This is a genomic window from Gordonia sp. 'Campus', assembly GCF_022206305.1.
GTDB lineage: Bacteria > Actinomycetota > Actinomycetes > Mycobacteriales > Mycobacteriaceae > Gordonia.
Genome location: NZ_JAKOIW010000007.1, coordinates 17,928 through 42,319 on the forward strand (window position 1 = coordinate 17,928; position 24,392 = coordinate 42,319).

General features: G+C 66.5%; 21 protein-coding genes and 4 tRNA genes. 9 read left to right on the top strand and 16 right to left on the bottom strand.

Annotation, left to right across the window (positions count from 1 at the left end):
- Positions 1 to 416: 416 nt before the first annotated feature.
- From MAY35_RS09655 to MAY35_RS09700, 10 genes are read right to left on the bottom strand one after another with little or no spacing between them, the layout of a single operon-like run.
- On the bottom strand, positions 417 to 1,334 hold the full coding sequence (locus tag MAY35_RS09655; protein ID WP_238421089.1) for a YveK family protein: 918 nt from the start codon (positions 1,332 to 1,334) through the stop codon (positions 417 to 419).
- Positions 1,331 to 2,602 carry an O-antigen ligase family protein gene (locus MAY35_RS09660; protein WP_238421090.1) on the bottom strand — a complete coding sequence of 424 codons (1,272 nt, stop codon included), beginning with the start codon at positions 2,600 to 2,602 and terminating at the stop codon, positions 1,331 to 1,333. Before MAY35_RS09660 ends, MAY35_RS09655 begins: the two co-directional genes overlap by 4 nt.
- Positions 2,599 to 3,321 (bottom strand): hypothetical protein, encoded by a 723-nt coding sequence (locus MAY35_RS09665; RefSeq protein ID WP_238421091.1) that lies wholly within the window; start codon positions 3,319 to 3,321, stop codon positions 2,599 to 2,601. The genes MAY35_RS09660 and MAY35_RS09665 overlap by 4 nt, the downstream gene beginning before the upstream one ends.
- Positions 3,321 to 4,010, bottom strand: coding sequence for a hypothetical protein (locus MAY35_RS09670; RefSeq protein WP_238421092.1), 690 nt, complete (start codon positions 4,008 to 4,010; stop codon positions 3,321 to 3,323). Before MAY35_RS09670 ends, MAY35_RS09665 begins: the two co-directional genes overlap by 1 nt.
- The gene (locus MAY35_RS09675; protein ID WP_238421093.1) at positions 4,007 to 4,663 is read right to left on the bottom strand and encodes a hypothetical protein; all 657 of its coding nucleotides are present in this window, start codon (positions 4,661 to 4,663) and stop codon (positions 4,007 to 4,009) included. Before MAY35_RS09675 ends, MAY35_RS09670 begins: the two co-directional genes overlap by 4 nt.
- The gene (locus tag MAY35_RS09680) at positions 4,660 to 6,663 is read right to left on the bottom strand and encodes a GDSL-type esterase/lipase family protein (protein ID WP_238421094.1); all 2,004 of its coding nucleotides are present in this window, start codon (positions 6,661 to 6,663) and stop codon (positions 4,660 to 4,662) included. The genes MAY35_RS09675 and MAY35_RS09680 overlap by 4 nt, the downstream gene beginning before the upstream one ends.
- Entirely contained in the window at positions 6,647 to 7,504 is an 858-nt protein-coding gene (locus MAY35_RS09685; protein ID WP_238421095.1) for a glycosyltransferase, read from the bottom strand. Before MAY35_RS09685 ends, MAY35_RS09680 begins: the two co-directional genes overlap by 17 nt.
- Positions 7,488 to 8,627: a glycosyltransferase gene (locus MAY35_RS09690; RefSeq protein WP_238421096.1), complete on the bottom strand. Its 1,140-nt coding sequence runs from the start codon at positions 8,625 to 8,627 to the stop codon at positions 7,488 to 7,490. The genes MAY35_RS09685 and MAY35_RS09690 overlap by 17 nt, the downstream gene beginning before the upstream one ends.
- Complete coding sequence (locus MAY35_RS09695) at positions 8,624 to 9,187, bottom strand: acetyltransferase (protein WP_238421097.1); 564 nt, start codon at positions 9,185 to 9,187, stop codon at positions 8,624 to 8,626. The genes MAY35_RS09690 and MAY35_RS09695 overlap by 4 nt, the downstream gene beginning before the upstream one ends.
- Positions 9,184 to 10,476 carry a glycosyltransferase family 4 protein gene (locus tag MAY35_RS09700; RefSeq protein ID WP_238421098.1) on the bottom strand — a complete coding sequence of 431 codons (1,293 nt, stop codon included), beginning with the start codon at positions 10,474 to 10,476 and terminating at the stop codon, positions 9,184 to 9,186. The genes MAY35_RS09695 and MAY35_RS09700 overlap by 4 nt, the downstream gene beginning before the upstream one ends.
- Positions 10,477 to 10,505: 29 nt before the next feature.
- Here MAY35_RS09700 and MAY35_RS09705 point away from each other — a divergent pair, with 29 nt between their 5' ends.
- A complete protein-coding gene (locus MAY35_RS09705; RefSeq protein ID WP_238421099.1) occupies positions 10,506 to 10,982 on the top strand; it encodes an acetyltransferase in 477 nt (158 codons plus the stop codon).
- Here MAY35_RS09705 and MAY35_RS09710 read toward each other — a convergent pair.
- From MAY35_RS09710 to MAY35_RS09725, 4 genes are all read right to left on the bottom strand, one after another.
- Positions 10,962 to 11,945, bottom strand: coding sequence for a GDP-L-fucose synthase (locus MAY35_RS09710; RefSeq protein ID WP_238421100.1), 984 nt, complete (start codon positions 11,943 to 11,945; stop codon positions 10,962 to 10,964). The two genes, MAY35_RS09705 and MAY35_RS09710, sit on opposite strands and share 21 nt — an antisense overlap.
- On the bottom strand, positions 11,942 to 12,973 hold the full coding sequence (gene gmd, locus MAY35_RS09715) for a GDP-mannose 4,6-dehydratase (RefSeq protein ID WP_238421101.1): 1,032 nt from the start codon (positions 12,971 to 12,973) through the stop codon (positions 11,942 to 11,944). The genes MAY35_RS09710 and gmd overlap by 4 nt, the downstream gene beginning before the upstream one ends.
- A gap of 83 nt (positions 12,974 to 13,056) precedes the next feature.
- Positions 13,057 to 14,577, bottom strand: a complete 1,521-nt coding sequence (locus MAY35_RS09720; RefSeq protein WP_238421102.1) for a sugar transferase — start codon at positions 14,575 to 14,577, stop codon at positions 13,057 to 13,059.
- 1,382 nt (positions 14,578 to 15,959) lie between these two features.
- Positions 15,960 to 16,032 (bottom strand) — tRNA-Lys (locus tag MAY35_RS09725).
- 182 nt (positions 16,033 to 16,214) lie between these two features.
- Here MAY35_RS09725 and MAY35_RS09730 point away from each other — a divergent pair.
- The 3 genes from MAY35_RS09730 to MAY35_RS09740 all read left to right on the top strand — a co-directional run bounded on the left by MAY35_RS09730 (position 16,215) and on the right by MAY35_RS09740 (position 16,518).
- Positions 16,215 to 16,287: transfer RNA gene (locus tag MAY35_RS09730), tRNA-Glu, on the top strand.
- A gap of 47 nt (positions 16,288 to 16,334) precedes the next feature.
- Positions 16,335 to 16,411, top strand: a tRNA-Asp gene (locus MAY35_RS09735).
- Positions 16,412 to 16,444: 33 nt separating this feature from the next.
- A tRNA-Phe gene (locus MAY35_RS09740) sits at positions 16,445 to 16,518 on the top strand.
- Between the two features lie 89 nt (positions 16,519 to 16,607).
- Here MAY35_RS09740 and MAY35_RS09745 read toward each other — a convergent pair.
- Positions 16,608 to 18,200, bottom strand: a complete 1,593-nt coding sequence (locus MAY35_RS09745) for an HNH endonuclease signature motif containing protein (protein WP_238421294.1) — start codon at positions 18,198 to 18,200, stop codon at positions 16,608 to 16,610.
- Between the two features lie 281 nt (positions 18,201 to 18,481).
- Here MAY35_RS09745 and MAY35_RS09750 point away from each other — a divergent pair, with 281 nt between their 5' ends.
- The 5 genes from MAY35_RS09750 (at position 18,482) to MAY35_RS09770 (ending at position 23,727) form a co-directional block, all read left to right on the top strand.
- Entirely contained in the window at positions 18,482 to 19,528 is a 1,047-nt protein-coding gene (locus MAY35_RS09750) for a hypothetical protein (RefSeq protein WP_238421295.1), read from the top strand.
- Positions 19,525 to 20,127 carry a CoA pyrophosphatase gene (locus MAY35_RS09755; RefSeq protein ID WP_238421103.1) on the top strand — a complete coding sequence of 201 codons (603 nt, stop codon included), beginning with the start codon at positions 19,525 to 19,527 and terminating at the stop codon, positions 20,125 to 20,127. Before MAY35_RS09750 ends, MAY35_RS09755 begins: the two co-directional genes overlap by 4 nt.
- Positions 20,128 to 20,265: 138 nt before the next feature.
- A complete protein-coding gene (locus MAY35_RS09760; protein WP_238421104.1) occupies positions 20,266 to 20,817 on the top strand; it encodes a YceI family protein in 552 nt (183 codons plus the stop codon).
- Between the two features lie 194 nt (positions 20,818 to 21,011).
- Complete coding sequence (locus tag MAY35_RS09765) at positions 21,012 to 22,727, top strand: adenylate/guanylate cyclase domain-containing protein (RefSeq protein WP_238421105.1); 1,716 nt, start codon at positions 21,012 to 21,014, stop codon at positions 22,725 to 22,727.
- A gap of 109 nt (positions 22,728 to 22,836) precedes the next feature.
- Positions 22,837 to 23,727 (top strand): oxidoreductase, encoded by an 891-nt coding sequence (locus tag MAY35_RS09770; protein WP_238421106.1) that lies wholly within the window; start codon positions 22,837 to 22,839, stop codon positions 23,725 to 23,727.
- 24 nt (positions 23,728 to 23,751) lie between these two features.
- Here the strand turns inward: MAY35_RS09770 and MAY35_RS09775 are convergent, their stop codons facing one another.
- Positions 23,752 to 24,270 carry a hypothetical protein gene (locus MAY35_RS09775; RefSeq protein ID WP_238421107.1) on the bottom strand — a complete coding sequence of 173 codons (519 nt, stop codon included), beginning with the start codon at positions 24,268 to 24,270 and terminating at the stop codon, positions 23,752 to 23,754.
- Positions 24,271 to 24,392 lie beyond the last annotated feature (122 nt).

Here is a 24,392-nt window from a genome sequence, read left to right on the forward strand (position 1 = left end):
GGCCCGTCATTATCTGCATCGCAATGTTTGACAGAGGGACCACATTCAGAACGGACTGCTTCTTAAGCAGCGAGATGTAAACTTATTAGTCCTTGGTCGATGTTTGTGGCGGCCCTGGCCGCCTGGTGTTGGATCGAGTGTGGGCCTGATGTGCCTGCGTGATCGTGTACGTGCTTTTGGCTGGCTATTCGAGCTGCCCAGTCGCGACCCCAAGGAGGGCGCTCGGGGTTCGGCGCCTCTACGGCCTGCCATCGACGGCGGCCGAACCGGCTCTCGACAGTGTACGAAAATGGTGCCGGGTGTCGGTTGGGAATTGTGACGGGTGGGTGAGGTGCGCACGGGCATCCGTCGGTCCTACAGGCGTGAATCGACCCGCAAGTTCACATCTCCCAGCCCACCCCAGCGAGTCCGTCGTCTCATCGCGTCGCCGAATGCCGGCTGACGGTGTGGCGAGCGGAGTAGGGCGCAACAGCGGGCCGGGCGGGGGTTTCGACACGGCTCCTCGCTGCGCTCGGCACCGGCTCAACCGGCGTGTGGTGGCTCCGTGCTGCGCTCGTCACCGGCTCAATCGGCATGTGGTGGCTCGGTGCTGCGCTCGTCACCGGGGCGCTCGGCGCCGGCTCGGGGAGCTCGTGGCGGTTGACGGCAGCGGGCGCAGCGGCCGCGGGACGGCTGATGGCCACCTCGATGTCGCCGGTGGTGGGACCACCGGTCACGTCGAGGAGCTCCTCGTCGTCGTTGCGGCGATCTTTGCGGAGCTGAAGCAGGAGGGCGAGGACCGCGCCCGCGAGTGCGCCACCGACCGCGCCGACGCCGAGAAGCATCGGGTCGATCAGCTGTTGCCGCACGGCCCCTTGAGTGTTCGGGTCGACGATGACGAGACGCAGCGCACCGGGGCCGCCGCTTGTCGGCTCCTGGAGCGCTGTCACCATCCCCACGAGTTCCTCGGTCAGCGCGGTCGACAACCGTTCGGCGTCGGCCGACGATGCGTTCTGGACGGAGACGTCGAGGATGACGGTCTGCGGCGGAACGCTGACGGAGATCTCGGAGAGGAATTGGGGCAATGAGATGTCGACGCCGGACTTCTCGATGGCGCGCTGGGCCACCACCGGGTCGGTCGCGAGCACCGCGAACGTCTGGATGCTGGCTCGGGCGGCCTGGTTGCCCTGGTAGGCCTCGAGCATGTCGGAGGTGCCTGTCGCGATGTACGTGCGAACCGTTGCCACGTAGGTCTGGGGTTGCAGCAGCGAGAACCCGATGGCCGCAACGAGGCCGATGAGGGTGAACGCAACGACGAGCATCCATCTGGTGGCGATGGTGGTGAGGATCTTCATCGGGACTCCATCTGTGATTCGGCGAGCACCTCGTGGCGACTCACGGGGAAACGGTTGTGTTGGTAGAGGAAGTAGGGCAGTAGGGCAGCGAACGGTGCGATGCCGAGGAAGTACGGGACGTACACCGCTTCGAGCGAACTCAGAGCGAGGATGGTGCTGAAGTACGCGAGCAGATAGGCGCGTGTGGTGCTGTCAGGGGTCTGGACCACTTTGACGACGGCTGCGAGGATGACGAGTCCGACACCCCAGACACCGACGGCCAGAAGCATTTCGAGCCACCCGTTGTGCGGCGAGTAGTTCGCCTTGAACAGCAACGAGGCGCCCGACTCGACCCAGAACGCCGGGTTGTGACCGAAGAACCACTGGTCGGGGATCTCCCGCAGCGCCTGGTTCCACAGGTAGCCACGCAGGCTGTAGTCGGAATTGGTGTAGCCGACGTACAGGGGAAACAGCGAGTACACCGCGCTCGCCACCAGGGCGAGCCCCAGCACCAGGTTTCGCACTCGAGTCGTGACCGAAGGCATGGCCAGGACGATCCCCAGTGCGCCGGCGACCGCGATGCCGCCGAACGCGGTCCGGCTTCCGGCGAGCATGCCGATCAACCCGACGCCGGCCACCGCCGCGAGCACACGCCACATCGGCAGGCGGTACACCGCGAAGGGCAGTAGCGCCGTGATGGTGATACCCGCCAGGTTGCCGTTACCCGCGAAGGGCGAAGTGAGGACCGCACCGAGGTCGGTGCACTTGTCGATGCGGCACGCTCCGACGACGCGGGACGAATTGAACAACACCGACACGAGCAGGACGGCGGCCGTCACGACCAGCGCGATTCGCGCCGCGCGGGAAACATCGTCGAGCCCGAAGGGCCGGTACCGGAAGATGAACCCGACCAGCAGGGCCATCGCCATGCCGAGGTTGATGATCCGCCCCGAACCGTCGATGACCATTGCGGCACAGGCGTACACGGTGAGCAGACCGAGGATCGCCGCGGACTGGTCGATCCGGAACCCGTGCGTTCCGATGGCCCTGAGGGCAGCCGCCACACTCAAGCCCGCCGCCGGGCCGTACAGGAGCACTGCGAAGATCGGTCCGGCTGCGTCCGCCGAGGACCAGACCGCCGGCGCCACCGCGTAGATCACGATGACCGGCCACGCCGTCAACGCGACCAGCCAGCTGCACAGGAACGGGTCGACCCGTCGAACCCACTGCGGGTCGTAGGCGGCGGCGACGAAAGCAACCAGGGCTGCGAACAGAGTCGCGACGATCATGACGCCCAGAGCTCCCGGAACGAGGCCGGAGCGGTTCCGGCGGAATCCTCATACAGCTCCCACGTCGCCCAACCCCCCGAGAACTCCTGAATCCGGCTGTCCGTGAACACGATCGATGTGGCATCGGGGAGATACACCTTGGCGCGGTCACCGTCGAGCTCGATCTCGAACCGTGCCGCATCACGATCGAACGCGGTCTTGTAGGTGCCCTTACCCAGCACCGTCTGGCCGCCCTTGCCGGCCTCCCAGATCGCATACGACCAACCGGTGCGCGTGGCGACGAAATGCACGGCCGCGCTCGGCGCGGGTTCGGACTCGTTGTCCGGCACGGGTTTCGCGCTCACCAGCAAGGCGATCGATCCGGCGTCGTCGCCGGTGAATCCGACCGTCGCGCCGATCCGGGTGACGTGTGCGGGCGAGAGGTCGGTCGCCACATACGATGCCGCGTTCGGTGCGGCCGACTCTCCGTGGAGGAGTCGGCCGTCGACGACTCGGAGAGGATGGGAGTTGCGTCCGCGTTCGATGGAGATGAATCCGGGCGGAACGGCGGCCGCGGTCGCGTAGTCGACGTGGACGGCGGCCCCCTGGGCGGTGGCGACCCGGTCGTCGGCGCGTTCGGCGAGCGCAGCCGTCGAGCACGCGGAGCCCAGGAGCATGAGGCCGACCGCAGCCACCGCCCACGCGACGGTCGACGGTCGTCTACCGGAGAACGAGAACATCAGAAGCCCTCGACCTCTCGGACCGGAGTCATGTACGACGACCGGTACCACCACTTGCACTCCGGCAGCTCGCGACGCCACCTCGCCGGGGCGCCGGCGTAGATTCCGGCATCACCCGCGGTCGCCTTGTTGGATGCGGTGACCACCGATCCTGCCGCCACCAGCGAGAAAGCCGGGATATGGGCGTTTTTCAAGATGAGGCAGGCGGTCGCCGTGAGGCTCCGCTCGCCGATCGTGATGGTGCCGATGGTGGTTCGGTCCTCGACGATGTCGATCTCATGGGACTGCAGCAGACTGCGGGTGCCCCCGACGGCGCTGTAGGCCTCCATGTCGATACGTCCAGAACAGTCGAAGTAGTGCCGGTTCGTGATCGCCGACTGTTCCGCCATCGACAGGACCCCGGCGCGGTCGCTGAACCGCTGGTACGACGGTGCGGCGGTGAACTGGTTGAGCCGGCCGATGAAGTTGTCCTTCTCCAACTCGACCGACGCCATCTGTCGGAAGATGTTGAACGGGGAGACGACGGCTCGGTCGCCGATGTGGAACGGGCCGCACCCGAGAACGAGATTCGGACCCAGAACCACGTCCTGTCCGACGGTGTTGCCGATGGCACGCAACAGGGTGTTCTTCGCGTTCGACGCGGGGAGCAGCCAGACGATCAGGCTGAGCCACTTGTTGGGTCGCTTCATGATGTCCTCCAGAGGTCGGCGAGCGGTGGTGTTCGAAGAGTGGATGTTTCGGCCCGGCGGCGAACGAACATCAACGCCACGACCGCGGTCGTCAGCACGGCGATGACGGTCAGGATCGTCGTGCGCATCAGCGCGTTCGGGAACGTCCGCCCGGCGGACCCCGGCCCAAGCACGACCGAGGCGATGGGGGCCGGTGATTCGAGCTCTGCCAGAGCAGCGGTGAACTCACGTCCGATTCCCAGCGCGGCTGCCTCGACCGTCTGCGAGTCGGCACCGCGAACTGTGAAATCCATGATCGTCGTGTCGGGCGGTGAGGTGATCGACAGGCCGGACCGGAGTTCGGCGGGAGTCATGCCGATGTGGTGGGAGTCGATTACCCGACGCAGAAAGTTCTCGCTGGTCACCAGCGACGAGTAGGACTCGATGCTCTTGGTGAGCAGCATCGTGGGGGCGGGATCGAAGTCCTGCGGGAGCTCCATCGCGTCACGCTCGTAGGTGAGCACCACACGCGCGGTGGCCTCGACCGTGCCGTGCTGCGACGTGAGAGTGGACACCGCAGCGGCCACGACGAGGCCGAGGCAGCCGAGGACGCCGAGCGCGACGAGCATCGGGGTGGCGGGTCGCCGCAACCCGCTCGTCCTCGTGTTCCTCATGCGCAGGCGCCCTTTCGGCCCAGGTCCGCCAGGATGGGGGTCATCCGCGCGGCGATGATGGCGTGTCCCTCATCGGTGGGGTGCCGCATGTCCGCGCCCACGAGCGGTTGCTCGCGCGGACCGTCGTACCAACCGTCGCGGATCGGGTCGACGAACGTCGACCGATGACGGGCGGCGACGGAGGCCAGCATCTTGTTGGCCCGCAGGTACCCGGATTCGACTGGGGCGTCGTGGATCCACGACAGTCCGACGATGACCACGGGGATCTCGGGACGTGCTTTGCGCACCCCGGCGATGGTCTCGTCGACCGCGGCACGGTACTGACGCGACGGGTGTGAGAGGTCGTTGCCGCTGCCGACCAGGACGATCGCCGACACATCGCGGGTCAACAGGCGTTGCGCCTCCGACGCGAAGGTGGTGTGTCGGATACCGGTCGTCAGGTAACCGGCGCCGCCGCGCCCCGACACCCGCAGCAGAACCGGGCACCGGTTGAGTCGCTCGCCGGACAGCTTCGCCTGCGCGACCCGCGTCCAGTTGGACGTGCCCTTGCCGCCGTATGTCGTTCCCTCGGTGAAACTGTCACCGATCACGAGGATCTTGACCGCTTCGTCGCTCGCGGCCGGTCGGACGCCGGCGGCGGCCGTCATCTCTTGGGCCGGGCCGGCGGCAACCGGGTCCGCGGACTCCCGCTGGACGAGGAACGTCGACGCTCCCGCGACGACGAGCGCGATGGCCGTGACCACGAGAAGCGCTCGCTCCCAATGAGTTCGGAGGAAACTGGTCATTCTCCCACCTTCGTGAATATCGGAGAGCAGGACTGCGAGGACAAGTGACTGACCGGCGACGGGAACGAGCCAGATCAGGGAAAGACGGTCGACGGCGCCGGCGAGCAGCAGCAGAGCCAGTGTCGTTGCGCCGCCGATCACGATCGCGACCGTCACCGTGTCGGGCCGCCCGAGGGCGATGTACTTGGAACTGAGCGCCTGGGACACCGACGAGATACCCGCAGCGATGATCATGCCGACCAGCAGCATCTGCGCCGGCTGGTACTTCGCGCCGACGATCTGCACGATCATCCAGGCGGCGGGCCACGCGATGACCATCACCAACAGGCAGTAGGCGAGGATGAGGTTCCGATAGCGACGGTAGATGCGGTCGAACGCCGAAGGGTCGTCGACCGATCCGGCCAGCTCGGGGACGGCGACCGTGGACACCGCTGCCGACAACAGGGTGAGTGGCCCGGTGACGCGTGAGGCCATCGCGAAGTAGCCGACCGTCGCCGGCGGAGCGAAAACCGCGAGCGCCGACACCTGCAGTTGAGCGAGGATGCCCGACATCGACAGCGCCCAGAAGTGGGCGACCTCTCCCGGCGAGAGTTCGCGGATCTCGGCGACGGCGCTCCGCACGGCCCGGGTTCCGACCGCGATCGTCGGGATCAGCAGCGCCGCCGCAGATGTGGAGGCGAACACGACGATGACCGCGATGTCGCCGAACCCTTGGCCCAGGGCTGCCATGGCACCCCACGCGGCCAGCGGCACCGCCCGCTGTACGACGACCAGGCAGCTGGCCGCGGTGTGGGCGCGGATGCCGGCCAGGAAGTTCTGGGCGAAGTTCTGCAGCGTGTCGGAGTAGGCGAAAAGCCCACCGGCGACGACGATCAGCGGCATCGTCGAGAGAGACACGACGGCGCCGGCGAGTACGAACACCAGAGACACCGACACCGTGTGGACGACATACAACCGCACGGCCGAGGTGTCGCCCCCGCCCGCGCCGGACCGCATGACCTGCACCGGCGCACCGAATCCCGCCACGAGCCCGATGACCAGACCGATGGTATACGCCAGGATGAACTGACCGAAGGAATCGACCGACAGCGCGCGGGCGAGCAGCAGCACGAAGACGCCGAGCATCGCGGAACTGGCCACTCGGGCCGCGATCCGTAGTCCGGCATCGTTGCGCAACCGGTCGCCGGCGCGACGACGGTCAGTGTCGGAGCGCACCGCGCAACCTCCGGTAGGTCGGCGTCAGCCGGATGCGGAACACGAGGAACGACGCCAGCTGTTCGGCGGTGCCCACGACCCCGAGCACGCGGTCCGTTCCCGACTCGGCGTAGCGCATGCGCAACCGGAACGATTCACCGAGGAACGTCCGCCACAGGTTCGCCGACTTGGATGCGTCGTGAAACCGCAGGGCCCCGATCGGGACCGGCAAGGCCCGCTGTCGCGGGGCGACCGCCGCGATCCGGAACTGCAACGAATAGTCCATGGTGCAATGCAGGTCGTTCTCGAAGCCGCCGAGCGCCTCGAGCAGATCACGTCGCATGACCACGGATCCCGAGAACGACGCGCAGGTGGAGCGGCGCAACAGGGTTCGCTTCTCGATCGGCTTGCCGTCGAATGTCCCGACCACGTCACCACCGGCCCGCAGGAGCTGATGGTCACCGGTCAGTACCGATGTCTCGGGGGTCTCGAGGGCGGCGGCACGGATCGCCGACAACGCGCCGTCGATCAGCAGATCGTCTGCGTTGAGCCAGATCACCCAGTCACCCGACGCGCGTGCGAGTGCGCGGTTGAGAGCGTCGGACTGGCCGTCGTCGCTTTCCACCACCGCGCGGACTCGGGGGTCCTCGGCAGCCAGTGCGGCGATGACGTCCTGGGTCCCGTCTGTCGAACCCGCGTCCTGGACGAGGATCTCGTCGTCGGCACTCATCTGGCGCAACGCCGATGCGATCGCCGGACCGAAGTAGTCACCCGGGTTGTAGGAGGGCACCAGGATCGAGAACGTGACCGGAGCGGTGGGGGCCGGACGGGTGGCGGCGAAGGTGTCAGCGGGTTGCGGCATAGCGGGCCTCCAGTTCTCGGGCAACGGTGCCGATGCCCCAACGGTCTTCGACCGCCCGCCGCGCTCGCGCTCCGCGGGCGCGGGCGCCGTCGGGATCGGCCAGAAGGGCACCCAGGGCAGCGGACAGTGCTTCCACCGAGTCGTCGACGACCAGCCCGGCATCGGCCTCGGCAATCAGGCCCGCGAAGCCGCAGGTATCGGTGACCACCACCGGCAGGCCGACCGCCATCGCCTCGAGAACCGACATGGGTAGCGGCTCGTGGACGGAGGGGAGCACGAAGATCGACGCCGAGGCCAGACGTGCTGGCACGGCATCCGACGGCAACGGCGGATCGCGACGTATCCGGGAACCGAGTTCGGGGCCGCAGACCGTACGGAAGGTGTCGATGACCTCGTCGACGGCGGGACCGTCGCCCTCATCGGGGCCGGCGATGGTGAAGCGGGCATCGAAGCGCACCGCGAGTTCGGCTGCGGCGCGGGCGAATGTGACCGCACGCTTGCGCGGGTGAAGCCGTGCCAGGAACAACACCTCGGGCAGATCGTCGTCGGCGGGCGCAGCGACCGGGACGGGCTGCGACAGTGGTACGCCGTTGGCCAGGTACGCATATCGCGGGGTGCCACCGATCGCGGAACGCAACTTCGTCAGTTCGACGTCGTTGAGATAGAACGCGGTGTGGGCATGCCGCACCGCCGGGATGGTGAGCGTCTTGTCGATCACCTGATAGGGAAGCGACGGGCGGGGATTGATCATGCCGTGCGTCTGCACGTGGGTGGCGACCCGACGCCGAGCGAGGAGCCGGGTGGCGGGCAGTGTCACGAAATCGCGGCTGAGGTGAACGTGGGCGACGTCGAACTCGTTCGCATGCAACCAGATCCATCGCAGCATGGACGGCGAGACGATGCGGGAGAAGCTGGGTGCCGTCCCGACCGTGCGCGTGGGGAAGGTCAGGATTCGGACGCCGGCCACGTCCGGTGCCGCGGCGTGGCCGTCGAACGAGCCCGCGATCAGTGTCACCTGGTGGCCACGCTCGGCCAGGGCACGACTCTGGTTGACGGCGACGGTCGCGGGACCGCCGAACTCGCCTGCCCGGGACAGCAGGGTCAACACCTGCAGGATCCTCATGCGGGATCACCTCCTGGGCGGCGGGTCGACGGGATCACCACGGCCCCACCCGGGACCTGCGTACCCGCCTTCAGCACAACCCCTTTCAGGACCGTCACCCCGTTGCCCAGATGGCAGCGGTCGCTGATGACGACACTCTGGCTGGTGCGGGTGAAGGTGGGCGAACGGTGGTCGTGGCCGCCGGAGCAGATGACCGAGCGCTCGCCGAGTCGGCACGCCGACCCGACCGACACCGGCTCCGGGTTGATGATCCAGACATCCCGATCGATGTGCACCTGGTCTCCGAGGGTGAGCTTCCACGGGAAGTGGACCCGGAAGGAACGGTGGATGTCGCAACCGGCACCCACCGCGGCGCCGAACGAGCGGAGCGCGAGGCGGCGCAAGCGGTTCCCGCCCAGACCACTACGAAGGACCGGCCCGACGCCCAACCACGTGACCATCCAGATGCGTCCGCGTCCGCGGTCGGACTTGTCGACGATGTAGTCGCGCAGGCGGCGCGGCTCCAGGTCGGACAGGATCACCGACCGCGCGGTGGTCGTGGTCGGCGTCGTCACGGTCATGCCCGCACGCTCGCGTGCTGTGCGAGCTTGTGCAGCCACAGCTCGAACCGCTCGACCGCGGCGTCGGCGCCGAGAACCTCACGTGCGTAACGGGCGCCGGCCTCACCGATTGCCTCGGCGGCGTCGGCGTCGGTCGCGATCAGCGTGATCGCGGAGACCAGGGCCGCCGGATCGCCCGCCGGTACCACGACGCCGCCCCCGGATCGCCGGACCTCGCCGGCGGTGATGCCGTCGTCGGCCACCGAGGCCACCACCGGCAACCCATAGCTGAAGTAGGTGGTCAGCTTGCTGGGCAACGACATCTCGACCACACCGGGCTTCTCGTTGACCACGAGGACATCGGCAGCCGACAGCATGAGGTGGAATTCGTCATCGGGAAGCGAGTCCACGAATGTCAGACTCGTGCAACCGCGGGCGCGTTCCTCGAGCTGTCGACGTTGATTGCCGTCGCCGACCAGGTAGATGTGGACCTGCTGCGTCGACGGGTCGTCGGTCCCGTCGATCAAGCGGGCCGCGTCGACGAGGTTCTCGAGTCCCTGCTTCTGGCCCATGTTTCCGGCGTGCACGGCGACGATGGCGTCCGACGGGATGCCGAGCCGCTCACGCGCCGAAGCGCGCGCGACCCGCGCGTCGTGCTGCACCTGCGTCCAATTGCGTACGTGGGTGACGACCTTCGGGTCGACACCCAGACGGTCGACGATGATCTCGCCGAACCGCGGATGTACGACGGCGATCTCGTCGGCCGCGCGCAGCGCGAACCTCTCGAGCTTGCCGACGAGTGTGCGGCTGAGCGATCCGCCGGACGCGGCCTCGCTGACGGCCTGGCTGTAGAGGTCGTGGACCCACACGCCCATGGGCGACAACCGTCGTCGTCCCAGCTTGCGGCGCAGCATGACCATGGCCGACGCGATGAGCGGCGGGCTCGCCATGACGGTGACGGCCTCGGGACGCAGGTGCGCGACGATGGCGCCCATGCCGAACTCGAGCTCCATGCGTGAACGGGCGACGAGCGCGGTGCCCTCGGGAATGCTGTGGGGCACTCGTACGACGATGACGCCGTGGTCGACGACCGTCGAGGTGTAGTCCGACATCTCTCCGTCGAGATGCCACTGCGGGTAGTGCGGGTAGCCGGTGACCACGCGGACGCTCCAACCGCGTGCGGCGAGGCGTCGCGTGATGTCGGTGACGTACGGGGCGATTCCCGTGACCTCGGGGGCGTAGTTGATCGCGATGAAGTCCACGCACTTACGGCCCGAGGAGACCGAACGAGGTCCGGTGGTCTCGTTCACCGGGCCGAGTGGCCGGCGGGTTCGATACGATGGCGATCGTGTTAGCTCAGTGGTCATCGCTGGTCTGGCCTTTCGTGATGCGCGCGATCGGGCTGGTGTTCGTGCCCAATTCGGTACGCCTGGCGGTGTTTCGGGTCTTCGGTGCGCAGATCGGCCGAGGTGTTCTGATGCGGCCACGCGTGCGGGTGACGCGGCCGGGCCGCCTCGTGATCGGTGCGGACTCGTGGATCGGAGAAGCGGTCACCCTGGACAACGAGGGTCCGATCCGGATCGGCGCCGACGTGGTGCTCTCGCAGTCGGCGACGCTGAGGGCGCCGGCGAGCGCCGAACTCGTCGTCGAGGACGGGGCATGGATTGCGTTGCGCGCCATCGTCACCGGACCCGCGACCATCGGCAGGCGGGCAGTGGTGGGTGCCGCCGCCGAGGTGTCCGGGGACGTCGCTGCGGGAACCGTCGTGGTGGGTACCGCGACGGTCACCGATGACTCAGACCCCGACATCGGATAGCTCGCTTCCCGCGGGGGACGCGTCGGTCGTGGAGTGGACCCCTCTATACCACTCCACGACCTGCGCCACCCCCTCGTGGAGGGTGATCATGGGACGCCAGCCGAGTTCGTGGATCGTGCTGACGTCGAGTAACTTTCGCGGAGTTCCGTCCGGTTTGGTCGTGTCCCATTCGACGGCGCCGTCGTAACCCACCGCGTCGGCGACGATGCTCGCGATCTCGGCGATCGAATGGTCGACCCCGGTACCGATGTTGACCTGCCGTGGCCCGTCGTAGTGCTCGAGCAGGCGCATGCACGCCTCGGCCATGTCGTCGACGTGGAGCAGCTCGCGGCGCGGGGTGCCGGTGCCCCAGTTGGTCACGATCGGCGCGGCCCCCCGGCGCGCCGATTCGTACCGCCGGATCATCGCCGGCAGCAGGTGGCTGTTGTCATCGGAGAAGTTGTCGTTCGGCCCGTAGAGATTGGTCGGCATCGCCGAGATCCACGGCAGGCCGTACTGGCGTCGCGTGGCCTGGACCTGCATGATGCCGGCGATCTTGGCGACCGCGTAGGCGTCGTTGGTCGATTCCAGTGGTCCGGTCAGCAGCGCGTCCTCCCGGATGGGCTGCGGCGCGAACTTGGGATAGATGCACGACGACCCGAGGAACAGCACCCGTTCGACGCCGAACGCGGCCGCGGCGTCGAGCACATTGACCTGGATACGCAGGTTCTCCGAGAGGAAGTCGACGGGTGCGGTGCTGTTGGCGATGATCCCGCCCACCCGTGCGGCGGCGAGGATCACGACGTCGGGTGTGGTCGATGCGAAGAACTCGAACACGCTGTGCCGATCCCGGAGGTCGAGGTCGCGGCTCGACCGCCCGATGATGTCGGTGAACCCACGACGCTGCAGCGCGCGCACCAGGGCGGAGCCCGCCAGCCCTCGATGACCCGCGACGTAGACCGTCGACGACGGATCGAACCTCATGACGCGCGACTCCAGGTGAGCAGCTGGGGAGTGTCGATCCATTCCGTGCCCTCGCATTTGAGGGCGGCGATGTCGGCGTCGACCATGATCCGTGCCAGTTCAGGGGCCCGCACCTGCGCCCGCCAGCCGAGATCCAGCTCCGCCTTCGACGCGTCGCCGATCAGTGAGTCGACCTCGGTGGGGCGCAGGTAACGCTCATCGAAGATCACGTGCTCGCGCCAGTCGAGGCCGGCGTGATCGAAAGCGTGCTCGAGGAAGTCCCGGACCGAAAAGGGAACCCCGGTGGCGAGAACGTAGTCGGACGGTTCGTCGGCCTGCAGCATCCGCCACATGCCCTCGACATACTCGGGCGCATACCCCCAGTCGCGCACCGCGTCGAGATTGCCCATGTACAGGTCCTTCTGGACGCCGGCCTTGATGCGGGCGACCGCGCGGGTGATCTTGCGGGTCACGAAAGTCTCGCCGCGACGCGGGGATTCGTGATTGAACAGGATGCCGTTGACCGCGAACAGTCCGTAGGCCTCGCGATAGTTGCGGGTCACCCAGTACGAGTAGACCTTGGCCGCGCCGTAGGGCGACCGCGGGTAGAACAGGGTGTCCTCGTTCTGCGGCGGCGGCGAGGCGCCGAACATCTCCGAGCTCGATGCCTGGTAGAAACGGCACCGAATCCCGGCCTGCCGCACGGCTTCCAGGAGGCGGATCGAACCGATTCCGGTGGTGTCACCGGTGTGCTCGGGCTCGTCGAAGCTGACGCGGACGTGCGACTGGGCGGCGAGGTTGTAGACCTCGTCCGGATTGATCGACGCCAGGAGGGTGACCAGTCGCGCACCGTCGCTGAGATCGCCGTAGTGCAGGAAGAGCCGGGCGAAAGGATCGTGCGGGTCCTGGTACAGGTGATCGATGCGGGCGGTGTTGAACGACGACGAGCGACGGATCAGCCCGTGTACCTCGTAGCCCTTCGACAGCAGGAGTTCGGCGAGGTACGAGCCGTCCTGTCCGGTGATTCCGGTGATCAGCGCCTTCTTCATGGGTCTTCCTTCGTATGTCGCGAGAGTGGTTGTGGTCAGTGGTGTTCGGGTGCCGGTGCGAGGTGACCGGTGCGCGACGGGGTTCAGTAGGCGCCTCGACGCGAGAGGACGGCACTCGCCGTGCGCCAGAGGATGACGAGATCGGTGGTGAGAGACCAGTTCTCGACGTAGGAGAGATCGAGCCGGACGGAGTCGTCCCAGGAGAGGTCGCTGCGGCCGGAGATCTGCCACAGGCCGGTCATCCCGGGCCGGACCAGCATGCGGCGCCGGACGACCTGATCGTAGGACTCGACTTCCTCACGCAGTGGCGGTCGTGGACCGACCAGGCTCATCGTGCCGCCGAGGACGTTGAAGAGCTGGGGGAGTTCGTCGATGCTGTATCGGCGGATGAAGCGGCCGAAGCGGGTCACCCGCGGGTCCGTGTGCAGCTTGAAGAGCACGCCGTTGCCGTTGTCGAGGTGGATGAGCTCGCGGCGCCGGGAGTCCGCGTCGACCACCATCGAACGGAACTTCCACATCATGAATGGCTCGTTGTCGGTGCCGACGCGTTCGGCACGGTAGAAGACCGGACCTCTGCTGTCGAGTTTGATGATGAGCGCGCACAGTGCCAACAGGGGCGAAAGCGTCAGCAGTGCAACGCTTGTGACGACCTTGTCGAAGGTGAGTTTGAGGAATCTGTTGGCACCCTTGTACTGCGGTTTGTCGATGTGCAGGAGCGGCAGTCCGGCCTCCGGTCGCATCGTGATCCGGGGGCCGGCGATGTCGATGAGACCGGGCGCGACGAGCATCTCCACGTCGCAGTTGTCGAGTTCCCACGACAGTTCGCGCATTGCCCGATGTCCGAGCGAGTCCGCGGAGGTGACCGCGACTGTATTGGCGCCACAGGACTGTACGAGTTCGGCCGCACGGTCGTAACCGGCGAACACCGGGACGTCGGTGCTCTCACCCTCGGTGCCGTACCCGGAGAACCGGGGCATCGCGGTGGGGGTCGTCGGGTCGATGAGACACACCCCGACGACGCGGTAGCCGAGTGACGGGTTGGTGTTCAGTCGCTCGATCAGCGCCCGTGCCGACGTTCGGGACCCCACGACCAGCACCGATCGCAGGAAACGTCCGCTTTCGCGGCCGGTCGTCAGGTGCCGGCGCCACGCCCACCGGCTGCCGAGGAGCATCAGGGTGCCGACGGGCAGGACGATCGCGATGAAACCGCGTGCGATGGCGAGGTCGAAGACCAGGTCGACCATGGCCCAGGCGCCGAAGAAGCCGAAACAGGCGGTCAGGACGCGGTGATACTCGACGGGGCCTGCACCGAGGATGCGCGGGTCGCCGGCCTGCCCGATACGCAACGCCAACTGCCATCCGACGATGAGGGTGGCGGTGACCAGCAGCGCCGGCATTCCGTCGCGTCCGATCGGGCGCAGCAGGTCGCCCCCGAAGCGGATGACCTGACCGGCGAGCACCGCCAGCGCGATGAGGGACAGGTCGGTCCACGCGATGTGCCGCGCGTACTGGACGAGCCACCTCTGCGACGCGATCGGCGCCGCGCCCGGAACACGCTCGGCGCCGATGAAGGCACGTGTGAACCGGTCAACTGGAACGCTCATGTACTCCCCCTGAGTAGTGCCGCGAGAAGTGGCCGATCTATTCGTTTCGGCTTCTCGCCCCCTTGGCAATTCGGAACTGTACAGACCATTCCGCGTCATTCAAATAGGCGTTTGTGGGCGTTGGAGGATTCGAAACAATGGCCATTGTTGAGATGTCTGAATTGTTGGACAAGTGACCTATTTGCTTGCCGCAGATGGATGCCCGGTCGAGCTTTTGCGCGGGCCGAGGTGATCGTCAGGTAAACGTTGTCTACCGTCCAGAATCGTGCATATCGCCTACTGGATGGGGCGTTCGCCGGCGCATCGGCGCTGTCTACAACCTCTCTAGCTGCGGATACGGCGTCGAGTCATGCCCTCAGGGAGGTGGAGGATGCCGGCAACTGAGAAGTCGTAATGGTTGCGTAAGGCTTTTCAGTTGACAAATCGAGGTTGAGAAAACGTTGTTGTCTTTTGACTCGCTCTGATTGTCAATTGATTCGATGGCCCCGCTCGTCAGGTGCGAAATGGGGCGCACTCGCCTTCCGTGGGCGGCCGTCGAAATATGAGGGAGCGTGGCAAATCGGCTTCACCTCGCGCGAATTGCGCGCGGGAAACTCCTCGTGACATGTCACAAATTTGTACTTCTTGTGTCCCGCTGTGGGGATGGATGCGGCAACGCGGCGCGAGAAGTGAGCAATGCGAACGGTTCTCGTGTTGCCGGCCGGGGATGCAGCGGCCGAGGGTTGCGCAGGCGCGAGCGGATCGATGAGTGAAAGGGGTGTCCGGTGTGGTCAAAGCCGCCCGCTATTACGGACTTTCGTGATGCACTGATGTCTTGATCGCGGTCGGTCTGGATCGTGAGCCACTGGGGAGCACGTCATGACGTTCGCCCGCCGCGTTGCCGCAGTACTGGCCTCGACAACGATCGCTCTCGCAGGACTCGCAAGTGCGACACCCGCCGCGGCGGTGGCCGCCCCTGCAACTGGGAGCCTCGACGGCCTCGATCTCGGGTCCCTCGAACCGCGTACGAGCGAGCCGGAGGTGCTCGTCACAATGAGCACCGGCTTCCGAGGGGCGACGGTCACCATGATCAACGCTCAACCCGACTCGTCCTGCTTCGAAACCCCTGGGCTCGAACTGCCAGATCGCTGGCCTTCCAATTGGCGGGTGATCTTCACTGCGAGGCGTGGCGCGAGTTGTGGACTGGGTCGGGCTGACGCCACTCTGAACTTCGACCTGGGCGGAGGCGACCGTGCAAGGGTCCGTATGACCTCGACTGGCGCGGGGTACGTCTTCCTCGAATGTGACTCGCCGTACTTCTGTGATCAGGTCGGAGGCCGGGCGCGATACGACTTCCGGATCGGCTGAGCGACCGGCGTGCGCACGAGGGCGGTAGAGATGAGTGCCCCCACCAGGGCTCGAACCTGGGACCTGCGGATTAAAAGTCCGTAGCTCTACCAACTGAGCTATAGGGGCAGGACCCCGGCGAGCCGGGGCGTCGATGAGTTTACAACGTGCGCGAGGGGTCCGGACGAGGCCCTCGCGCCGCGTGTCGGCGAGCTGGCCCTGACAGCCCCCTTATGGACCTGACCAGTCGATTTGTGGTTTCTGCGAAACCTGTCATAAGCTATGCGAGCTCCCAACGGAGAACACGACCGGCCCCCTTCGTCTAGCGGCCTAGGACGCCGCCCTTTCAAGGCGGTAGCGCGGGTTCGAATCCCGTAGGGGGTACGCCTGCGCGGAACTCGGCAACGGGTCCCGCGTGGATAATTTAACAAGGCCCTGTGGCGCAGTTGGTTAGCGCGCCGCCCTGTCACGGCGGAGGTCGCGGGTTCGAGTCCCGTCAGGGTCGCCAAAGGTTTCGGTTCATTGCCAACCGGTGCCTTCCGGCCAGGTAGCTCAGTTGGTACGAGCGTCCGCCTGAAAAGCGGAAGGTCGTCGGTTCGATCCCGACTCTGGCCACAACAAATCCCCAGCAGATTCGTCTGTTGGGGATTGTTGTTGTTTGGTCCACCTTCGTCCGAAAACGATTGGTGCCAACGGTTTTCGCTTCAGAACGGCGGAGGATCGTCGAAGGAGTCCTGACGCTCGGCGTCGTGTTCGGCCTCGCGCTGCCGCCTGTTCCGGGCACGTTCGGCCCGCCGGCGCGCCAGCTTGTCGGCGAGTCGGGTGCGGGTGCGGCTCGGGTTGTCCTCCGGGCCGATGACGCGCGGCCGGGGTGGTGCTTTCGCGGCCTGCTCGAACCGGATGCGACGCAGGTTGGGGAAGAGGTCCTCGAGCGTCTCGGCGTCGCCGTGGAGGATGATGCCCTCCGGGGTGATGTACTCCGTGTTCAGGCGGCCGTCCTCGTCGCGATACTGCACATCCACCCAGTCGCCGTGGGTCTTCAACAAATGGCCCGCGCGGCATTTGGCGTTCAGGTTCTCGCTGGATGTGGATCCGCCGCGGGAGGGGTCGCGGTGGTCATACTCCGCCACGTGGTCCAGATCGCACGCGAACGCCGACCGGGTGCAGCCGGGTTCAGTGCAGTAACCGTCGCGGACTCGGACGAAGTCGGCGCATGCCGTCGTCGGCCGGTACGGATCCGCGGGCTGGGCGCCTGGATAGACCACGGTCTCGTCGTCGATCGAAATCGACTGTGCGACGGCCTGTACCGGACGGGTTCGCGGGGGTGTCACGGGCTTGATCGTCGCGTCGTCACGCGAGGCGAGATCGCGGACGTGTTCGTCGGAGATGACGCCGTGGTCGTCGAGGAAGCCGATGCCGGGGCCCCCGGCGAGAGTCGAGGCGTCGGTCACGACGTGGATGACGACCGCGGTGCTGACCGGTGCGATCAACGAACCGGGCTCCGGGATCTCGGCTTCGCAGTCGGGGCGGTCGCACTGGCACTCGAACGCGACGCCCGTCAGGAGAGCGAACATCGCGTCGGAGTTGCGCTGACCGCGGTTGCGGCCGTCGTGCTTGCACGCCGATTCGGCGAGCGCATTGATGGCCTTGGCGGCGATGCGGACGTTCTCCGCCGACATGACGCCGGTCAGTTCGGCGGTTCCGTCCTCGAGAGTGCGGGTCCACATCCCACGCCCGTCGAGCGCCTCCCGGCGGCGTTCGCGTACGGCGTCGGGGTCGTGCCGGAACACCAGGCGGTCCACCATGTCCCGCAGGCGGGCGCGGTCCCAGACACCGCGGCGCTTGCGAAGCGTCCGTGCGATCTCGGCATCCAGTGCCGGTGCCACGGAATCGTCGGCGGCGATCAGGTAGGTGCGCGAGATGATCAACCGGACCTGCCAATCGGTGGTGACACCGTCCCGCAGGGTGGCGGAGACCTCGGGAAGCCGGTCACGCAGGACCAGTGCCTCCTCCATCAGTGTCTCGGCCTTGCGACGCGAGATGCCCTCCTGCCGCGCGATGCGGGCGGCGCAGTCTGCATGACCGTCCATGACGAACTTGCTGATGTCCTCACGCGCGGCGACCAGGCGGTCGTACATGACCGCGATGATCTGATACTGCGACCACGCGAGGAACGACCGGCCTCGCGTCCCGGCGGCCATACCGTCCATCAAGACGCAGAGTTCCGTCTCATCGGGATAGGCGGGATCGACCCCGGCGAGGAACTCGCCCGGTAGATCGGCCCATGACACCACGATGATTCCCCCGAACACGTGTGCGCGGACATCTCCGACGGTTGTCCGCTCACCCACCAATCTAGACCTCACCACCGACAAACCGAGATCTCGATCCCCAGGCCGGGTGTACGAGAAAGGCTATGCAGCAACAGGAATCGACTGCCAGACTTCATTTCGTCGACGCGACTTCGATCGAGGTCGCGTCGACGAAACGAAGTCTGGGAGTGGGGCCTTCCGCCGATCATCACTGTGTCGCCGCGAGACCGGCCATACTCATCTCCATGAGAACTCGCACGACCACGGTGGTCGTCCGCAGCGTGTACGGAACCGCCGCGGTCGAGTGGTTCCTGATCATCGCGATCGTCACGATCCTCGTCACGCGGTTGTATCTGCACCTGACGGGATATCCGCAGATCGGCGACGGCACTCTGCACATCGCGCACGCCCTGTGGGGTGGCGCGCTGATGATGTTGGCTCTCATCAACGGGTGGCTGTTCCTGGGGGCGTCGGCGCGTGTCACCTCGATCGTGCTCGGCGGTATCGGTTTCGGGTTGTTCCTCGACGAGGTCGGAAAGTTCGTGACCCGGACCAACGACTACTTCTACGGGCCGTCGGCGGAGATCATGTACATCCTCGTCGTGCTGGTTCTGCTCATCAGTCGGATCGTCCGAGATGTGAAGCGCCCCACGGGAGCCGAAGCGCTTGCCAACGCCGCGGTGATCGCCGCCGACGGGGTGGCGCACGGGCTGCCCGAGCGTCGCCGACGCCAGGCCGATGAGTTCCTGGAGATGGCGGGGGAGAAGGGACTCGACGCCGAGACGATCGGTCACATCCGCGCGGTGCTCGAATCGAGTGAAGGGACCCCCGATCGGCTGATGCGGCTGCGCGATCGTGCGGTGGGGCTCATCCCCCGGTTCTTCCGGAGTCCACGCTGGATCTCACTGGTGGGGTGGGGTCTGGTGCTCGCATCGGGCGTCACCGTCGTCGTCGGTGCCCTGAGCTTCTACTTCAACGAGAACCGGTACGACGAGATCGCGGTCTACATCGAACTCACCCGCGATCACAAGGCGACCTGGATCCTTCTCGTCAGCGGCATCGTCACACTCGCGCTCTCGCTGCCCGCCATGATCGCCCGTCATCGGGAGGACGCCGGGGTGTGGCCCCTGCGTGCACTGCGGATCGCCGCACTGGTGTTCACCTTGTCCAACGCGCTCGTCGACTTCGCGCTGGAAGGGTTCGGCGCATTACTCAACCTCGGCCTGGGCCTGTTCGCGCTCAGCGTCGTGAGCTACCACCTCTCGCAGGCGGTCACGGAGTCGAGCGGTGCCCGTGATGAACTGAGGGTGTGACTCACCTCGAACGGCAAGTGGCGGCCGCGCGCGTCGAACGGTTCGAGCGTCGTACCGCCGATGTGCCGGGCTCCCGCGCTGCCTCGGTGGTTCTCGCGGTCGCCGAGAAGGACGGCAGACAAGGCATCTGGCTCTCGAAGCGTCCCGCGACGATGCGTCGGCATGCGGCCCAGTTCGCGTTGCCCGGCGGCCGGCTCGATCCCGGCGAAGACCACGTCACCGCAGGACTCCGTGAGCTCGACGAGGAGCTCGGCATCCAGCTGCCGACGAGTTCGGTCCTCGGTCTGCTCGACGACTATCCGACACGATCGGGGTTCGTGATCACCCCGATCGTCTGCTGGGCCGAGGAGTACCAGGAGCCGACGCCCAACCCGGACGAGGTCGCGCTCCTGTTCTTCGTGACGTTCGAGGAACTCCTGGTGGAGCCGCGGTTCCTCTCGATCCCGCAGTCGGACCTCCCGGTCATCCAGCTACCGATCGTGGGATCGCTGGTCCACGCGCCGACAGCCGCGGTGATCTACCAGTTCGCAGAGGTGGTCCTGCGCGACCGGGCCACCCGCGTCGACGGGTTCGAGCAGCCAGTATTCGCCTGGAAGTAGCCAGTGCGACATAGATCACGCTACGGAAATCGGGCACCGGGAATGAAATCGGACCGTGGTCCGGTTAGCTTGGGTGATGGGTCGCGAAGGCCCACGGCCACTCGAGACCCGAACCCGAATTTCTGGAAGGACGCACTCATGACTTCTGCAACCACCGTCAAGGCACCGATCCCCGCCGGCACCTGGACCATCGACGCTGTGCACTCGGCGATCAACTTCACCGTGAAGCACCTGATGGTCAGCAAGGTCCGCGGCAGCTTCGACACCTTCTCCGGCACCATCACCGTCGACGAGAACGGTGCCCCGGCTGTGCAGGCCGAGATCGACGTGACCTCGATCAACACGCGCAACGAGCAGCGTGACGGCCACATCAAGTCCGCCGACTTCTTCGACGCGGAGAAGTTCCCGACGGCGACCTTCGTCTCCACCGGCGTCCGCCAGAGCGGCGATGACTACCTCCTCGACGGCGACTTCACCCTGAAGGGCGTCACCAAGCCCGTCACGCTCGAACTCGAGTACCTGGGCACCAACCCCGGCATGGGCCAGGGCACCGTCGCCGGTTTCGAGGCGAAGATCGTCCTCAGCCGCAAGGAGTTCGGCATCGACATCGAGATGCCGCTCGAGGGTGGCGGCGTCGTCGTCGGCGACAAGATCACCATCAACCTCGAGATCGAGGCACTCCAGGCCTGATCCGCACGAACCCCGGTCGGGACTCGCCCACATTCGAGTCCCACCGGTCACGGACCGGTACCGCGCTCACCCCGCAGCGGTGCCGGCCCGTTCGTCTGTGTGGGCTTCGACCGTTCCGAAAGGGTCATTGGTCACCTCATCTGCGGCGATCCCTTCGGTAGGCTGCGAAGAACGCCGCTGGGCAGGAGAGGCCGATGGGACGACCGCGCCGGACCCGCCGTGGTGCGCCGTGGAACCGTCTTCGCCGGCGCACCGCGGGTTTGTTGTGGGGAAGTCCCACGGTTCCGAGCCCGCGCGGGTGGTCGCGGATAGGGCCGACGATGCGCAGCCGGATCGCGCTGCACGCCACGGTGACCGCGATGACGGCCGTGATCGCGAGCAACGCGGTGATCGGTGCCGAGACCTTCCTCCTCGTCCAACTCGCCTTCAACGGTGGGCAACTCACATTCGACGAGACGCTGGGCGCCCCCAACTTCCCGGTTGTCGTGGGGGCCATCATCGTCGGCATTCTCACGAATCTCCTGCTCGGCCTCATCGCGGTACGGCCACAGCTGCAGTGGTTCATCAGTTGCCAGCCCGCCGACCATGCGCGACGCCGCGCGGTCCAGCGGATCCCGATCGTCCAGGTTCTCGTGACGGCGACCGCCTGGACTGCCGCCGTCCTCTTCTACGTGCTCATCGCCGAACAACTGACGACCGCGACCGTCGCCGGCGTGGCCGTGGCGTTCGCGCTTGCCGGATCGTCGAGTGCCTGTCTCACCTACCTGTTCGCCGAACGCGCCGCTCGTCCGCTTGCGGTGGTGGTGCTGGAGGACTTCCCGACGAACCACGTCATGAACGGGGTCCGGGTGCGGATGCTCGCGGTGTGGTCGGTGAGTTCGGCGGTCCCGATGGTCGGCCTGCTCACCGTCAACGCCGGTCGGTGGGGCGGCCTGCTCCCCGATGTCCACGGCGCGGTCGACTGGACCACCGTGGTGCTCACCATCGTCGGGCTGGTCTCGGGTGCACGTGTCATCGCGCTTGTCGGACAGTCCCTCACCGATCCGCTGACCGAGATGCGTCGTGCCGTGCATCGCGTCGACCACGGGGACTACAAGGCCCGCGTACCCGTCTACGACTCCTCGGAACTCGGTGTGCTGCAACACGGCTTCAACCGCATGGTCGAGGGGTTGGCCGAACGCGACCGCATGCGAGAGATCTTCGCGCGGCACGTCGGCGACACCGTCGCCGACCTGGCGATCTCCGATGGCGTCGGCATGCACGGCACCAACACTCACGTCGGCGTGCTGTTCGTCGACATCGTCGGCTCGACAGGGATTGCGCAGCAACGCAGCCCGGACGACACGGCCGCTCTGCTGAATGCCTTCTTCAGCATCGTCGCCGACGTCGTCGACCAGCATTCGGGGTTCGTCAACAAGTTCGAGGGAGACGCCGCGCTGGCGGTGTTCGGTGCGCCGGTCGAGATCGACGACCCCGCCGGCGCTGCCCTCGCCGCAGCGCGGGATCTGGCCGACCGTCTCGCACACAGCCTCGACATCCGGTGGGGCATCGGTGTTTCCCACGGCGATGTGTTCGCCGGCAACATCGGTGCCGAGCGACGCTACGAGTACACCGTCATCGGCGACCCGGTGAACGAGAGTGCGCGACTGTCCGACATGGCCAAGACCGGTCGCATTCCGGCCCTCGCGAGCGGTGCGGCCATCGAGGCCGCAGGCGACGAGACCGAGGAATGGAAACTGCTGGGCAGTCGGATCATGCGGGGCAGATCCGAGCCGACCGACTTCTACGCGCCCATCGAGCTGGTTCAGCGACTCGGGTCGTCGACCAATCTGATCGCCGAATTGCTGCGTCCCGCGCGACGCATCGTCGGGGCCAACCCGCTCCGGATGTCGACCTTCTTCGGTGGCTGAAACTCCCGCGCCGAAGAGATGGATCGTTGACGACATACCAAGCCGTGAATAGCGTGGGCACGGTCCCGGCGTCGATGCCGGGGGAGACACAGCATCCCAGGGGGTCGCGATGAGTGGTTGGACGGCAGCGGATATTCCGGATCAGACGGGTCGCACCTTCGTGGTGACGGGCGCCAACAGCGGGCTCGGATACCAGACGGCCAAGGCGCTCGTGAAGGCCGGAGCGGACGTGGTGCTCGCGTGCCGCAACACCGCGAAGGCGGATGCGGTGGCATCAGAACTCGGCTCGCAGGCGACCGTTGCCAAACTCGACCTCGCCGACCTGGATTCGGTACGCACCTTCGCCGCGGGTCTCACCGGGGCCGACGTATTGGTCAACAACGCAGGCCTCATGGCCGTGCCGTTCCGGCGCACGACCGACGGCTTCGAGATGCAGATGGGTACCAACCATCTCGGGCACTTCGCGCTCACTGCGCTCCTGCTGCCGAAGATCACCGAGCGAGTGGTGACCGTGTCGTCGACCGTTCACCAGATCGGTCGTATCGACCTCGACGACCTGAACTGGGAGAAGCGGCGATACCGACGCTGGCGCGCGTACGGCGATTCCAAGATGGCCAACCTCATGTTCGGCAAGGAGCTCGCAGCGCGACTCGACGCCGCCGGGTCGTCGAAGAAATCGCTCATCGCCCACCCCGGTTATGCCGCAACCGAACTGCAGGGCCGCACCGAGAACTTCTCCGACTTGTTCGCGAAGCTCGGTAACAAACTGCCCATCGCGCAGCCTGCCGCCGACGGTGCTCTACCGCAGCTCTACGCCGCGACGATGCCGGACGTGGAGTCCGGGACGTTCTTCGGGCCCACCCAGCTCTTCGGCATGCGCGGAGCCCCAGGGCGCAGCACGTACCGCAAGGCCGCCGACGATGTGCGGTTCCGGGGCGCGCTGTGGGACGAGTCCGAACGGCTCACCGGAGAGAAGTTCGACGTCGCGGCTGCCGGCTGAGGCGGCCGCAGACCGGTACCGGCCCTACTGAACGCTGAACGCGATGCTGTTCGACGCACCCGAGATGGTGTCGGTGACCCGAATCGTGAAGTCGCCCGCGCCCTTGAAGAAGTAAGACTTCACCGCGGTGCAGTCCTGGGTCTTGTACAGCGCGGCCTCCTTCGGCACCTTCGGGCCCGACAGACGGACCTCCATGCGGCACTCGTTACCGTCGACGATGGGTCCGGCGTCGATGATCGAATTCCAGCGCACGCCGAGCCGCGAGTTCTTCGGATAGGTGCCGGGGACGATCGCCTCGGTCTTGTTCGGCGCGTACACCCACACGTTGATGGACTTGATGCCGTTGGGTGCGCCCGGGCGACCGAGTTTGCCGTAGTGCGTGACCTTGTCGCCGCCGGATGACCCGAGGGCAGCGCTCCCGGAGTCGAGACTGCCGCTCGCACTTCCGAACAAGCTGTCCAGGGGGCCGGCGTTCGCCGGTGCGGCGGGCAGCAGCAGGGCAGTGGCGGCAAGCAACGTGGCGGCGATACGGGTGCGCTTCATCGAACTCTCTCGGTCATCGCGGTTTATAACGAAATGATTAAAGCACGGGGAACCCCGCATGCGAAGGGTCGCCTCACCAGAGGGCGGCCGGCGAGTGAATCATCGAACATGTATTCGATCAG